The sequence below is a fragment of the Bradyrhizobium sp. Rc2d genome (assembly GCF_900099855.1).
Lineage (GTDB): Bacteria > Pseudomonadota > Alphaproteobacteria > Rhizobiales > Xanthobacteraceae > Bradyrhizobium.
Map to the genome: position 1 here is coordinate 15,651 of NZ_FNCU01000040.1, position 14,876 is coordinate 30,526.

Genomic DNA, 14,876 nt, shown 5'->3' on the forward strand with positions numbered 1-14,876 from the left:
ATTTGCCCTGTATTGAAGTCTAACATCGGCGGCACAGACAGTCGCACCAGCCCTCCGGCGCCATTCACATGATGACGACAGGACTGAGATGAAAACTGTCGAAGAGCTCAAGCTAAATGATCTCAAAGTATCTCCGACGTTCAAAGTCGGTGACCCGATGTTGAACGGCTTCCCATTCCCAACGGCGGGAGCAAGAAAAGGCTTCAACAAACCTTTCTCCGAAGACATCATTGGCCGCTGGAGACTGTGCAAACCGATATGTTGCCTCTGATAGGCTTTGAGGCAGTCTCACAGACGGACGACACATCTCCACGCTTGCATCACCGACGATCGACGCCGGCAGTGCCACATCTGTCTCGACGCCCAGTATGCCGGAACCAATGGCACATGCGAGGGCGAGATATGGGTTCGCGTCAGCGCCAGCCAGCCTATACTCCAGGCGATGGGCAGACGGATCTCCCGGAATCGCCCGAACCGCGCAGGAGCGGTTGTCAACTCCCCAGCTTGGACAGATTGGCGCCCAGCAGCCAGGTACCAATCTCTTGTAGCTATTGAAGTTCGGCGCAGCGAGCACACAGAAATCATTCATGTACTCTAGTTGTCCGGCGATGAATTGCCTCATAAGCTTCGAAACGTTACCGAACGCATCGCTGTCGTAAAAGGCATTCTGACCATCCGAGGACATCGAGATGTGAATATGGCCGGACTGGCCGGGCCATTTCTCGGAAACCTTGGCCATGAATGTAGCCATCATGCCTCGCGTTTGCGCCCACGCTTTTATCATCGACTTGAATATGGTTGCTCGATCGGCAGCTTCCAGCGCATCACAATGACGAAGTGACGCTTCAACCACGCCAGGCCCCGTTTCAAAGTGCAGTCCGCTTAGAGGTATTCTCGCCTTCTCACAAAGCGCCAAGATCTCATCGAACAGCTCATGTTGAGCGACAGAACGCGCAATCGAGTAGCCGAACGGGCCCCGTGTTAAAGGAGCCCATTCGCCGAACGGCTTGTCTTCAATTGTGTCGGCGTTCTCCTTGAACAGCATAAACTCAAACTCGAACCCGGCAGTGCAGCCGTAGCCGTGGTCAGCAGCCCTTCTCAGGACCTTACGCAGAATACCGCGCGGGCAGATGTTCTCATGTGCGCCCGTGAACTCGGCGAGGTAGAGATATTGATCGCCGACATAAGACACCGAACGGCCGGTGCCTGACAGGATACGCAGATCAGCATCTCCGAATGCTGATAGCGGCTTTTGCGTGAAACTGGCCGGAATGATCTGATCCGAACAATCCCACGCCAGCACCGCTTCAGAGAACTTGATAACTTTATCTCCATCCGAGAGATCTTCACCTAAGACGTGTTTGCCTCGCAGGACGCCATCGAAGTCGCTTACGCCGATCATCGCCGCGCGGGCTGGATTCGCCCCGGTCAACCTGGCACCAGTTGGCATTAGTCGCGATCCATTAAATCGAACACCTGATCCATCCGCATTGCTCGCAACTTGCGATAGTCATCCTCAAGCTGTGTCGAGTCGCTATTCACGAGATAAACGATGCCTGGTGTCGACACCAAGTCGATCGTCGGAACCAGCTCTTGACCAATCGGAACGAATGCAATGGCATCCGCGAAGCTCGGGAGCTTGCGGATTGTTTCGAGTCCCGGGTAACCGGCAACGACACCGCCTATATCGGAGATCAGCGAGACGCATAGTGCGTGAGCCTGCCGCTTGTAGGGCCCGCGCAGCCTCATGTATTCACCAAAGCCCTTGGGATCTGCGTAGCGCCAGGCCGTCAGCGTCATATGGTTGTGCCCCAACGCCATGGTTCGTGCTTTTGCCGACATGGTCCCTTGAAGTCTCGCTCCGAAGTCCACCAGAACCGGCCCCCGATGATCGACAATGATCTCAGCATGAGCCGGTCCGTCGACGATCTGAAGCGCCTGCAGCGCACGCACCAAGTAGCCGGACAGCTCCTGAACGATTGGTTCGCTGCCGCCCAACAACCTCTCAAGTGAGCAGACCGATGATGCCCCCTCAATAGGAACGGTGTCATAGGTCCAGGCCTCCGTAACGAAGGCTTCCCCGTCGATCGAGACGGCATTTACGGTGTATTGCTGGCCGTTTATTTTTTCCTGCCCAAGGGCAAAATGATTCAACGCTCCGACACGGTTCGTCTTCCCGACAATTGCGCTTAGAGCCCGCTGAATATCAGCATCTGTCGAGCAAAAGAATACATCCTCGGTACCCGTACTGTTCAGAGGCTTGATCACGATCTGATCGAACTTCGCTTCACGCTTCCAGCTCGCGATCTCTACAGCACTGTCGGACACGACTTGTCTGATCGATCGCACGCCTGCAGAGCTCAGCGCGCAAGACAATCGCGCTTTGTCACGCCGAGCAGCCGATAGCGCGGTCCCATTTGAAGGTAAGCCCAGCCGCTCCGACAAAGAATCGGCGAGCTCAACTCCGGTCTCGCAGCCCGCGATAACGAACTCCAACTCCCTGCCATGGAGAGCCTGAAGATGATATTCAACGATGTCGTCATACCCCATGCGCTCGCTGGGGCGAATGACTTCATCATACAGATCCGCATTGAAATGCGATTGGAATATGGGTGGAATCTGTGCAGCCGACATCACATGCACCGTTCCAATTCCATAACGCCTGAATTCTTCCGGTAGGTACCGGCCGGTAGAGTATGCGTCTACGATTACACAGTTCCGTTCTTTCATGTGGATCTCCGATACTGCAAGTAGATGTTGCCGACAGCGACAGCCGTAATGAGAACATTTCCAACGAACGTATGTGACGAAGGCACGATGCGAGAATCGAAGTACTGGAACAGGAAGGTGATGATGGGGGCGGTGGACAGGACCATGTTGACGGTGAAGGGCTCTACGCGGCGTATGCCCTGCTGGATCAAGAGCAAAGGAACAAGGATCGTCGACAGCCCAATTGCTGCGATCGCAAACCAATGCTGCGAGATCTCGGGCACGATAGATGAATGGTCGACCAGGCCCAGCAGCAAGAGAATCGTTCCATAAAAGCGATGCGCCAGCACTTGTCGGCCAGAAAACCCACGGTCGAACAGCAGTTTGACCAGTATATTTGTGAGGGCCAGCGATAGGCCGGCCACGATCGCCAAGACGATGCCAAAGGACGATCGAGCCCCCCACTCCACGCCCGCGTTGCCGCTGGCCGAGATCCAAATCATGTAACTTCCGATCGTTGCGATCGTAACGCTCACGACGATATCGGATGCTGGAGGGGTACCCCGGCGCCTGATCAGTGCGTTTAACCACACAGTTGCGGTGGGCCCCAACGCCACCATGAAGGCGACGACGATCGCAGGTTCAGCGTATTTCAGTCCGATAAATAGGCCGATCCAGCTGATCGCTGTCACGACATTGAGCGCGACGAAGACCAGGAGCGACCATTTCGCCACCCTTGCCTCGCCTCCCTCGTGGCGAGCCAGGAGATTGAACGTCAGACAAACCACAGCGAAGGACAGCAGGAGCGCGACGAACACATCTGCTTGCTGAAAATACGATGCCGCATAAACCTCACCTGCCGCGCTCACGACGACATAAAGCGCCACAAAGAAAACTCCTAGAGCGAAGCGATTCGTCAATCGCTGCCCGCGCGGCGACGCACGGCCCGCGGAGGACCAGGCGCGTGCATCGGCTCCGAGGGACTCTCCTTTCGACCTGCACGGACCACGTTTGGTTTGAAATGTCACAATCCGCCTCTAGTGCTTCTTAGCTCTGCAGTACCCAACACACGCCTCACCAAGTGACTTGAACAGTTGCTTGCTGAGGAGATCGGTTGAGACGTGCCATTCGGGGTGCCATTGCACGCCGATTTGCAGTGTCGGCGCGCCAATGACCGAAGCCGCCTCGACCAGGCCGTCAGGCGCCCACGCCTCCCGCCTCAGCGCCGGGGCAAGCGCCTCGATGCCTTGATTGTGCAGCGAGTTGACTTGCGCTTCGATCGTCCGCGCGATTGGGAAGAGCGCGCCATCGGAACATATCCTGACGCTGTGCGCGGCGTCGTACTGACGGTCTCTTGGACGATCTGGCTTTTCGGCATGCATCGCGCCACTTTCCGGCCTCCACTCCGCAAGCGATGGGCGGAGTGTGCCGCCGAAATAGACGTTGAGTTCCTGAAGCCCACGGCAGATGCCCAGAATAGGCATTCCGAGCGCGATGGCGCTCTCTATGGTTACGGCAGAGAGCCTGTCCCGCGGACGGTCAAGGATCCCAACCTCAACGTCCTGCCGATCAGCCTCCGTCAAGGACGAAGGCGCTCTCAGGATGGCGGGGTCGATGTTCGATTCATCACCAGTCAACACCAGGCCATCGAGCCGGCCTATGATCGCCGGGGCGACCTCCTCCCTCGCATCTTCCGCGTCGACCGTCGGCAATATGACGCACGCCACTCCCGCATGACGATGGAGTGCCTGCACGTATTTGCGCCGCAACCAGTCGCGATGCACACCATCCACCAATAGACGGTTCGAAGTGACGCCGACCACGGCTCGGGCGCGCTCTGGCCGTAGCAACGTCACGCCACCTGCCCTCGCGTGCGAACCTCGGCAACGGACTGCTCATACAACCGTCGATTTCGCTCTTTCAACTGAGTTATGACGCTAGGTTGACCTTGGGGTCCCTTGACAAAGAGCCCGCCCCAGGTCTCGGCAACCTTCGCGTAGTTCGGATCCTGCATTCGGATTTTCTGAGCTTTGCGCAACAGCCAAAACGGGATACCCGGCGAAAGGTGATGCTCGAGGTGGTACTCATCCAGATTCTGTCCGAGGATGGCCCGCTCAAGGAAACTTCCTTTCCGATTCCTGGTGAGATAGACGTTCTGCGTCTCGGTTTCGCACATAGGTGAGTGCTCGGCGAGCTCGATAAACCAGCCGAGGACCTGAAACGTGGTGAGATAGGGCACGATCCAAAATAGGACGACGATATGGAGCAGCCCAATAGCATATGACCCGGCCAGGATGCTGATCCAGAAGAGATAGAAGCCATACTTGTCGATAAGTATGCCTGAGCGGCTCTGATCCTCGGCTTCTGTGATCGAAAACCGGTTGGTCCAAAGATACTTCAGATACGCCACTGTCGCGCCGCCGAAGATCGGCTTCCAGATCATGTTGAAAGCGTACCGCTCCGGAGGCTGCACGTCGTAAACGCCGCTGGCCAGGAAGAACTTCAGGTCGGGATCCTTGTCCGGGTCCCCGAGATAGGGATGATGCAAATAGACGTGCGAAATCCGGTAGGCCCAGTGGCGCTGGAACAAGGGATAGGAAGCGAACAGAATGCCGAGGACGTAGTTCCAGGTCGTGTTCTTCGCGAGCGTCCGATGAGCCGCATCATGAGCGATGGTTGTCAATCCGCGCTGATAGGCACCAATCAGAAGAACGGCGAGCGGGTAGAGCCACCATGAGATGGACACGGTCGCGAGCGTGCACGCTGCGATGACAGCGTAATCTTTGGCAATATAGGCCGCTCCCGTGATGTTGTCGGGCCTCAGCTCGGAGAGCTGCTTATTGACCTCCCGGCTGAATTGAACGGCCTCATAGCGTGATGACCTCAGTTTCCAAGCGTCTGCCTGATTCATGAGAACCTCTTCCTGATCGCCTTGCTGGTTGTCAGATTGCGGAAAGCGCCTTGTCCAGATCGCGTACGATGTCGTTGACATCTTCGATGCCGACGCAAAGTCGGATCGAGCCGCCATATATGCCGGCGGCTTCACGCTTTTCCCGCGGGACGGTGGTGTGGGTCGTCGAGACAGGATGAGTCACGAGCGTTCGGGCATCGCCTACATTCGAAACGTGATACATCAAGTCGACGTTCTGGATGAACTTGCGCCCAGCCTGCTCGTCCTCCACTTCGAACATGACCATCGCCCCGTGTCCGTATGCGGTATTGAGTGTCTGTTCGACGGTTTCCCGATCGGCGCGTTCAAAGAGCCCCGGGTAGAAGACACGGCGCACTTTAGGGTGCTCCTTGAGAACGTCGGCCACGATCCTGGCATTCGCGCAGTGCTGCTTCATGCGAAGGGGCAGCGTTTCAAGCCCTTGGATCAGTTGAAAGCTCGCAAACGGGGCGATGGCCGCGCCTGTATCGCGCAACCAGGTCATGCGAGCCTTGAGCAGAAACTCACTCTTTCCAAGATCGTCGACATCGCGCACCGCGTTATGCCAGACAATTCCGCCATGCGCATCGTCGGGACGGTTGAACAAGGGAAAGCGAGAGGCTTTCCGGTAGCTAAACTCGCCGTTGTCAACGATCAGTCCGCCAAGCGTCGTGCCATGGCCGCATATATATTTCGTTGCGGAGTACGTCGTAATCGCAGCGCCGAGATCTGACGGCCGGCATACCAGTGGCGTCGTCGTATTGTCCACGACCAAAGGCACACCGTACTTTCGGCCGATCTCCGCCAGCTGCTTGACGGGGAGCGGAATCAGACAGGGATTCGAAATCACCTCTCCGAACAGGCATATCGTGCGATCATCAATGGCACGTTCGAACGTCTCGGGCCTTCGAGGATCTGCCGTCCTCACGCTGATCCCAAGACGCTTTAATGTGTTGTGGAGCAGGTTCCAGGTATTGCCATATAGATAGGGAGAGGCGACGACATTGTCCCCCACTTCGCCACTTGAAAGGTTGACGATAGCAAGGAACGTCGCCGCTTGACCTGACGCAACGGCGAGCGAGTCGCTGCCCATATCGACGGCGGCGTAGCGCTTTTCCAGCGCGCGGGTCGTCGGATTGATGATCCTCGTGTAGGTGAACCCATCGGCCTTGACGTTGTAGACGTCAGCAATGTGGTTTAGATCGCCATCGAGTTCATAAGCCGTATTCTGGTAAATCGGCACTGCGACGGCTTTCGTCACCGGGTCGCGTCGATAGCCCGCATGCAGAACAGCAGTCTCCGCGGAAAACGGTAGCTGCGGGTCCCCGGCCGCTCGAGCCGGCATCTTTACGCGAGCCCCGCATGCCTCATGGCTCGACATCGGCCTTGCTGACCGAGCCTGACCGGACCGGAAATATGTACGAAAAGCGCACCCCAACTGCTCGATCCAGCTGGATTGGATTTCCCCAATGCAACCGACGCGAAAACTCCGCGTCGGAAGATGCAGCTTCGAGTAGACGTAAAGGTTGTGGGCCGCCAAGTGGCGATACAGCCCATCGAATCCTGCCTGGTCCACGATTCCGGACGGCGCACTGAACGCGACGCAGACCGGCGACTGCAAGTCCGGGGACAGCAGCGGAGACACCACTCCTTCGAGTTCCTTGAGGAGATCGTCCCTGACCTTCTCGTACCTGCAGCGCCTGGCATCGATGCCCTCCTCGTGCAGAATCTTCAAAGCCTTTGTCGTTGCCTGAACGATATGGGTCGGAGGGGTCGATCGCCACTCACCCGTGCGTTCGAGCGAGAGCCATTGATCTCTCACGTCGAGCACAAACGACCTCGGTTCTTGAACCGCATTCTCCAGCAGCTCGCGAGACGCGATGACAAATGCCACTCCCGGCGGCCCTTCTATGCACTTGTTGCTCGAGGTGACCAGGACGTCAGGTCCACGCTGGCTCAGGTCGATGTTAAGGGCGCCGAAAGAACTCATCCCATCGATGATGGTCTTTACGCCACGTCGCCTCGCCTCCTCCACGATTGCGTCCAGCGGATTGACGATTCCAGTTGTTGTCTCACAATGCACGAGACATAGGTGCGTAACGCCAGGATTTCGGCTCAGATACTCGCCAATTTCTTGAGGATCAAAAGGATCGGTCGCTCGCTTGACAAGCTTCAGTGCTTCGACGCCCCATAGCCGCAAAATTTTTAAAATGCGCTCGCCATAGATGCCGTTTATGCAGACGAGCGGCCTGTGGGCTCGGGACACAAATGAAGAGAGAGCGGCTTCCATTGCAAAGGAGCCGCCTCCCTGAATAGGCACCACCGAATAGTCGTCAGCATTTCCCAGCAAGTTGAGCATCAGCCGCCTCATGCAGGCGGTCACTTCCTTGAACTCGCAATCGCGCGATGCGAGATCAAGCTGCATCTGGCTCCTGACCGCCAGCGATAACGACAATGGACCAGGCGTCAGCAAAGAGCGCTGTCTTGTCAAACCATTCCTCCTCAAGTTGTACTCGTCAACGGATCTGGAATACGCCCACCCCACCAGTGAGCCCCTGTGGCGAGCGTCGACTTCCTCGGTCAACAGCTTTGGGTCAAACGCCATGGATCGCGGGCGCGTTTCGGGTCGCTGTCCGAAAACCCTGTCGGATGACAACCTCCATATCTCATCCCAGATGCAGAACGATCTTTCACAAAGCTCCTCACCGATGCCATTCAGACCTCCCAGAAATTGGCTTTGCCACCGCGCCCTCGAACGCAATTGGCGCCGACGCGCGCTCTCATCCAGCCATCACGCATGCGCAGGCTTGAGCGCGGTCGCCTTCTTGCGTCGCGAAGCGGCAGCTCGGCCGACCGAATTACGTGTGAACCTGCGCCATTCAGGCAAACTTGACGTTAGGAAAACGATGCAGTCGGATCATCGCGCCCGGATGCAGATCAAGGCATGGCACACTTGATGATCGTGGTTCGCGACGGGAGTCTGATGCGTGGGCTTGAGACTTGATGCATTCGCACTCCGTCGCGCGTTGGAGAGTTTGGGACGCTGATGACTGTCGTTGTCCATTTCGAGATCGTACAACTTGACGTTAGGGGCGTTTCAACCCTCTCCGAGATTTTCTTGCGTGAATTTTTCCTGACCGTACTCCCATCTGGCGGCGAGAAGCCGACGTAGGCAGCAGAGTGCGGAGATTCACAGCGAGCTAGAATAATTTGAGAGTTCGACATCAGGACCGTCGGCATTCCGCCTGCGAGCGCGCTACCTGCAGGTAAGTGATGGCCCAATCTTCCCGTTCACGTACGATTCCTCGCCACCCCCCAGACGGATGACCGAGCTTTTCCCCGGTGCCGGCGCGATCCTCCTGGATGCTGGTGCCTGGAAAGTGTACGCCCTCGTCGCACATGACTTCCGGTATCACGTCGTTGCGCTTGAATGGAGCGGCCTTGTCCGGGTGTGGTCGAGTCCGGCTTGAAGGCAATTGAGCGACCTTGGATCGCTGGCCGTTTAGCAACGGTCAGTTTGACACCTTTCGGCGAGTCGCCGCAGAACATGTCGTCCTGCTTTGCTAGGCTACGTCGAGCCGACTCCAGATGAGTGGTACGTGGCCCTCTCTGAGAGCGATCGCCAGGCTGGCAGCATCTCTCGGTTTTGCACGCCGCTTCGCGGCGAGAACGTCTCACGGATCAATCATCGCCAAGGTGAGCGTGCCGTGGTTGACGGCTGGTCCAAAGCGTGAGCCCCAGGGTGAGCCGGAGTTCCATCGCGTCGCGGCACTCAATGAACGCAAGTACCTCGGCGGTGAGGCGCTCTGGTTCGACGGATCGCACCTCCGAGCCGTTCTGCTCGCGTCGGCTCCTCTGCAGCGCCTGCTCGTTGATGGCGAGCTCACGTTCGATGCGGTCTACCGCGCGGTCGAACAGGTTGACGGTTGAAAAGAGCAGATCATCGAGAGATCGTCCTTGTCGCCCGCCATGGATGAGCTCCCTTGCCTTTTCGGCCGCGCCCATCGCCGCCTTCATGGCGATCAACGACGGCAGGCGGGATGGAGCAGAATCCGAAGCGCGGCGGCGGTCCGTAGCGCAGCGCAGGATGGCTAAGGTTCGCGGCTGCGTTGTCTCGCGACGCGAAGGCGCGGGGCTTACGCGGGCGGTGTCCGCCGACGAGCGGCGGGCCAAAAGGAGGCAAGCTTCCGAAAGCTGGCATGGCCGCGAAAGGAGTCGTGGTCGACTGCTAAGTTCGGATTGGTCAATATACTGAAGCAAGCGCCCGCTCGCCGGATGCGGCCAGGCCCGGAAAACCGAGGCCTCACCCTCATACTGCGCGAGAGATCGAAGCCGGCCGAGACGCTGCCTGGCTCGGCTTTAACGGGAGCTTTCGTGTCGCTGGCCGCACGCGTAGCAAGAAGCGCTAAGCGAAAAACTCAACCTACTGGAAGTCGGACTTCCTCTCTGGCCTTTGTTATCGCGTCGTAGATTCTGATCTGGAGCATGGGACGGCGCTTCTTGAGCTCCTCCGCTCCCGCCCATGCTCCATCTCTGCTCGCGTACTCGGTCTTGAATTGACCATCCACTTCCAGCACGTAACCGGAAGCGGGCAGTCGAGGAGTGGGTGCGACCATTTTGTTCCTTTAGAGTTGAGAAGTCCGATCGCAGGCCCGCCTGAGCCGAATCGCCTTGGCCGCGCCAGCAGGATATTGTGCGAATCGATGGTGCGATGTGAGGGACATCTAACCATCAAGAATTGAGCGCGCCATCAAAACATCCACCACCGCTTCCGCTGAATGCTCTAGGGTCTGCTCCATGGTCCTGAGATGAATCTCCGGTGTTGTTGGTGCTTCGTAGCACGAATCGATCCCGGTGAAGTTCTTGATCTTGCCGGATTTTACCTTTGAATACAGGCCTTTTGGGTCTCGCCGCGCGCATTCCTCGATCGGCGTATCGACAAAGACCTCTATGAACTCTTCCTTGCCAACCAGGCCGCGCACCCTGTCCCGTTCGGCCCTAGAGGGCGAGATGAACGAGCAGATCACGATCAAGCCGCTGTCCGCCATCAACTTGGCAACTTCACCGACACGCCGAATGTTCTCCACGCGGTCCACCTCCGAGAAGCCAAGGTCCGCGTTTAATCCATGCCGGAGGTTGTCGCCATCCAGCAGCATGGTATGCCGCGACATCGCAAACAGCTTTTGATCAACCAGGTTGGCAATCGTCGACTTTCCCGCGCCAGACAGGCCAGTGAACCAGATGACGCAAGGCTTCTGATTCTTGAGCGCGGCGCGCTCCCTCCTGTCCACGGATAGCGCTTGCCTAGCAATATTGGTGGCCCGCCGTAGCGGAAAGGCTATCATGCCGGCCCCGACCGTACGATTCGTGTAACGATCGATGAAGATAAATGATCCAGTCTTTCGATTGACGTCGTAAGGATCGAATACTGCGGGCATTGCGGTCGCAACATCGCAGAAGGCGATCTCGTTGAGGGAAAGCGTCCCGGCGGCCAGATGCTCACAAGTGTTGACGTCGATCCGATGCCTGATTGCGGTAATGCTGCCGGCAATCGTCTGCGATCCAATCCGCAGGACGTAACTGCGTCCGGGAGCGAGCGGCTCCTTGTCCATCCAGATCACATAAGCGGCGAACTGGTCGGCGACCTTCGGTCGGTCGTCCGGTCGGGACAGAATGTCGCCACGGCCGATGTCGATTTCGTCTTCCAGTGTAATGGTAACCGCATCGCCGGCTTCGGCGCCGACAAGGTCGCCATCATGGGTCACGATCCGCTTGACGCGCGTGGTCCGTCCCGACGCGGCGACAACGATCTCGTCTCCTGCCGAGATACTCCCGGAAGCCACCGACCCGGCATAGCCCCGAAAATCCGGGTTGGGCCGGTTCACCCATTGGACCGGAAAGCGGAAAGCCTGGCTTGCGGTGCTGGACTGGATGTCAATGCTCTCCAAATGCTCGAGCAGGCAGGGACCATGATACCAGTTGGCATGAGCGGAGCGGTCCACGACGTTGTCCCCGTAGCGCGCCGAGATCGGGATCGGAACGATCGAGGTGAAGCCGAGACCGGCGGCAAAGGCCAGATAGTCACGGGCGATCCGATCGAAGCACTCCTTGTTGTATGCGACAAGATCGATCTTGTTCACTGCCAGCACGACATGACGAATACCGAGCAGCGAACAGATAAAGGAGTGGCGGCGGGTCTGAACCATCACGCCTTTGCGGGCATCGATCAGGATGATGGCGAGCTGAGCATGCGAGGCGCCGGTAGCCATATTTCGGGTATACTGCTCGTGACCGGGAGTGTCGGCCACCATGAAGGAGCGCCGCGGCGTCGTGAAGAAGCGGTAGGCGACGTCGATCGTGATGCCCTGCTCCCGTTCGGCCTCCAGCCCGTCCACGAGCAGCGCGAAATCGATGTCATTCCCGGTGCTACCGTGCTTGATGCTGTCGCGTTCCAGCACCGTGAGCTGATCGTGGTAGATCATCTTGCTGTCGTGCAGTAATCGGCCGATCAACGTCGATTTGCCGTCGTCCACCGAGCCACATGTGATGAATCGCAGCTGATCCTTTGTCCTGGCCGGGACCGGTTCCGTCGTCGGCTTTGTAAACATCAAAAGTAGCCTTCCCGCTTCTTCTTCTCCATTGAAGCGGCTTCATCGGTATCAATTAGGCGTCCCTGGCGCTCCGACACAGTCGCAATCTGCATTTCTGCGACGATGTCTTCGATCGTCGTCGCATCGGATTCAATAGCCCCGCTCAAAGGATAACATCCAAGCGTACGAAAGCGGATCATCCGCATTTCCGGCGTCTCGTCGCAGTTAAGCGGCAATCGCTTGTCGTCGATCATGATCGTCGCACCATTTCGACGCACTATCGGTCTTTGTTTTGCGAAGTAGAGCGGAACGACCGGAATCTTCTCGAGCATGATGTATTCCCACACATCGAGCTCGGTCCAGTTTGACATCGCAAACACGCGCATGGTTTCGCCCTGGCGGATCCGTGTGTTGAATAGGCTCCAGAGCTCCGGCCGCTGGTTACGGGGGTCCCATACGTGTCCGGCCGAACGGAAGGAGAGTATCCGTTCTTTTGCGCGGCTCTTTTCCTCATCGCGCCGGGCTCCGCCAAAGGCCGCATCAAATCCGTGGAGGTCGAGCGCCTGCTTCAGCGCGTCTGTCTTCATCACCTGGGTATGGAGCGCGGAGCCGGAATCGATTGGATTGATCCCGCGCGCGATGCCCTCCTTGTTGACATGGACGATCAGGTCGAGGCCCAGCCGCCTGGCCGTCGCATCGCGGAAGCTGATCATCTCGCGGAACTTCCAGGTCGTGTCAACGTGAAGCAGGGGGAAAGGCACTTTTGCCGGATAGAACGCCTTGATCGCAATGTGCAGCATCACGCTTGAGTCTTTTCCGATCGAGTAAAGCATGACCGGCCTTTTGAACTCGGCGACCACATCACGCATGATTTCAATCGATTCAGCCTCGAGACGGCGCAGATGTTTCGGCAGCATATATCTTCTTTTCGATGCAGGATCTCTGTTCTTCGCCGTTCTATGGCTCCAGCCCAGAGTGGGAATATCCGCGACGGAAACGACCGGCCAAGACGCATGGCTCGTCCATGAGGTCAAGCCCCGTTGGACAGCAGACTTGCAGACGTGGCGCTGATGCTGCCGGCGCCTGCGTCACACCTGATCGGGAGATCAGCTCGCGCGGGTTAAGGATCTTGGCTAAATCAACCAGCGTGTTTTGATCGCAAGCATTCAGATCGGCCTAGGGGATATTGAGGATCTGCTCAAGCCGCGCGACCTCGCCTCGCAACATCTCGATAGCCGTGTCGCGGTTGCGAATGGCGTCCAGCCCCGCAGCTCGATCAGCTTCTGACGCCAACAGCGCCTGTTGCAACTGGGCCGCCATCGAAGTGGCCGGTCGCAAATTCTCCTCAACGTTTGCGCCCGATGGACCGTTCGCCTGTCGCACCTTGGAGACGTCGCACGCAGAGCGAATTTTCTCCGAAACGTCCCAAGCAGTATGGACCGGCTCTCCAGGGTGAGATGGGCCGGATAATGCTCCCGCCTTGGTACTTCGCACATCCCACCAGGTTCGGAATATCTGACGATAAAGTTCGGTTACCTCCCTTCCCCTATCCAGGACTCCGGCTTGCTGTGCAAGCAGCAGTTCCTGCTCATATCCGAGTTCTAGCAAAAGCTCGGCGCCGACCAGATCGGTCACGGTTTGCATCTCTTCGACGCTCAATTGAGATTGCCATGTCTTGACAGAGCTTTGGTCGACGGCGTTTCGTTCCAGGATTTTTCGGTCTCCGAAGCTGCTGGATCGAAGATAATCTGCTTGTCCCATCCCCGCCGATGCAACGGCCGCTGGATCACAGCCGAGCCCAGTCAACAGACGCCGGATCTCCTCGTCCGGATGCGCCACGAGGAGTTCGTAGTGCACGAACTGTGTCTGCGGGCGAGTGCGATGCGCGGCGAGCTTGGGAAGGCCCAGAACCAAATCGGCGAGTGAAGATATGATGACGTCGGGTAGACGGAGCATGAGATCGGCGAGACTGGATACGCTGACCGAATGCGAGCTTTCTGCCCGCAGTGGGATGCCCCACGTCGATTTCAGTGAAGCGGCAACGGCATAGGGGTTGCGCATCAGAAGGATGTGTGGCGCTTCTGGATAAACAGATTCAAGAAACTCAAGCGCCGTCCAATAGCGTGGTGTCTTGTCTAAGATGATGCGCTTGCCCGCTTCTGCCAGATACTGATCATATGCTGCATCGGCAAAAGCGCGGCTGACGATCGTGCGATCTATCCGCCCCAGGAATTCGGAGGTCGCGGCTTCAATCAGTGAGCTGCCCGCCGGATGGCGCTGATCCACCCTGCCAAATGCTTCAAGCGCCAGCATCAACCAGGGTTCAGGCGGAGCCACAATGTCTGGATGGTGCTGGAGCAAATGCGCCAGGAGTGTCGTCCCGGATCGTGGAAGACCGAGGAGAAAGCACACCGCAGGCGAACGGCCAAAACGTCCGCTCATCGTTCAGACCCTCGTGCTTGAAAAGCGAACCCTGTCGGCGCTCGCTCGATTGAGCGAAACAAAGCCAGCCGCGGGATCACATGAGGAACCGCTTGCGTACAAAGCGTCAAACGACAAGAATTTTGTCTGCCACTCATCAGGAGAGCCGTTGAGTTCGATCGATCGGGCGGGATCGCAGAAGGATAACTGCAATCGCCTCCTCGATT

The 14,876-nt window shown here is 57.7% G+C and carries 10 protein-coding genes; all 10 read right to left on the minus strand.

What is annotated here, in order from left to right; all coding sequences use genetic code 11:
* Positions 1 to 112 precede the first annotated feature (112 nt).
* Positions 113 to 1,450: a glutamine synthetase family protein gene (locus BLV07_RS33860; protein ID WP_091894596.1), complete on the minus strand. Its 1,338-nt coding sequence runs from the start codon at positions 1,448 to 1,450 to the stop codon at positions 113 to 115.
* Positions 1,450 to 2,730 carry an ATP-grasp domain-containing protein gene (locus tag BLV07_RS33865; protein ID WP_091894598.1) on the minus strand — a complete coding sequence of 427 codons (1,281 nt, stop codon included), beginning with the start codon at positions 2,728 to 2,730 and terminating at the stop codon, positions 1,450 to 1,452. The genes BLV07_RS33860 and BLV07_RS33865 overlap by 1 nt, the downstream gene beginning before the upstream one ends.
* Positions 2,727 to 3,596: an EamA family transporter gene (locus BLV07_RS33870; RefSeq protein WP_244551292.1), complete on the minus strand. Its 870-nt coding sequence runs from the start codon at positions 3,594 to 3,596 to the stop codon at positions 2,727 to 2,729. The genes BLV07_RS33865 and BLV07_RS33870 overlap by 4 nt, the downstream gene beginning before the upstream one ends.
* Before the next feature lie 150 nt (positions 3,597 to 3,746).
* Positions 3,747 to 4,532 (minus strand): gamma-glutamyl-gamma-aminobutyrate hydrolase family protein, encoded by a 786-nt coding sequence (locus tag BLV07_RS33875; protein WP_244551293.1) that lies wholly within the window; start codon positions 4,530 to 4,532, stop codon positions 3,747 to 3,749.
* Between the two features lie 29 nt (positions 4,533 to 4,561).
* Complete coding sequence (gene rtxC / locus BLV07_RS33880; protein WP_091894604.1) at positions 4,562 to 5,620, minus strand: dhydrorhizobitoxine desaturase; 1,059 nt, start codon at positions 5,618 to 5,620, stop codon at positions 4,562 to 4,564.
* Positions 5,621 to 5,651: 31 nt separating this feature from the next.
* A complete protein-coding gene (locus BLV07_RS33885; RefSeq protein WP_244551294.1) occupies positions 5,652 to 8,063 on the minus strand; it encodes a 2-aminoethylphosphonate--pyruvate transaminase in 2,412 nt (803 codons plus the stop codon).
* A gap of 1,256 nt (positions 8,064 to 9,319) precedes the next feature.
* Positions 9,320 to 9,655, minus strand: coding sequence for a hypothetical protein (locus tag BLV07_RS33890; protein ID WP_091894606.1), 336 nt, complete (start codon positions 9,653 to 9,655; stop codon positions 9,320 to 9,322).
* 707 nt (positions 9,656 to 10,362) lie between these two features.
* A complete protein-coding gene (cysN, locus tag BLV07_RS33900; RefSeq protein WP_091894610.1) occupies positions 10,363 to 12,246 on the minus strand; it encodes a sulfate adenylyltransferase subunit CysN in 1,884 nt (627 codons plus the stop codon).
* A complete protein-coding gene (gene cysD / locus BLV07_RS33905) occupies positions 12,246 to 13,202 on the minus strand; it encodes a sulfate adenylyltransferase subunit CysD (protein ID WP_283806558.1) in 957 nt (318 codons plus the stop codon). Before cysD ends, cysN begins: the two co-directional genes overlap by 1 nt.
* 202 nt (positions 13,203 to 13,404) lie before the next feature.
* Positions 13,405 to 14,670: a nodulation protein NoeE gene (noeE, locus tag BLV07_RS33910; RefSeq protein WP_091894614.1), complete on the minus strand. Its 1,266-nt coding sequence runs from the start codon at positions 14,668 to 14,670 to the stop codon at positions 13,405 to 13,407.
* Positions 14,671 to 14,876 lie beyond the last annotated feature (206 nt).

Coding starts and splice junctions, on each gene's coding strand:
- BLV07_RS33890 (WP_091894606.1), bottom strand. CDS start 9,655: ATGAAGGCGGCGATGGGCGCGGCCGAAAAGGCAAGGGAGCTCATCCAT.
- noeE (WP_091894614.1), bottom strand. CDS start 14,670: ATGAGCGGACGTTTTGGCCGTTCGCCTGCGGTGTGCTTTCTCCTCGGT.
- rtxC (WP_091894604.1), bottom strand. CDS start 5,620: ATGAATCAGGCAGACGCTTGGAAACTGAGGTCATCACGCTATGAGGCC.
- cysN (WP_091894610.1), bottom strand. CDS start 12,246: ATGTTTACAAAGCCGACGACGGAACCGGTCCCGGCCAGGACAAAGGAT.
- BLV07_RS33865 (WP_091894598.1), bottom strand. CDS start 2,730: ATGAAAGAACGGAACTGTGTAATCGTAGACGCATACTCTACCGGCCGG.
- BLV07_RS33860 (WP_091894596.1), bottom strand. CDS start 1,450: ATGCCAACTGGTGCCAGGTTGACCGGGGCGAATCCAGCCCGCGCGGCG.
- BLV07_RS33885 (WP_244551294.1), bottom strand. CDS start 8,063: ATGCAGCTTGATCTCGCATCGCGCGATTGCGAGTTCAAGGAAGTGACC.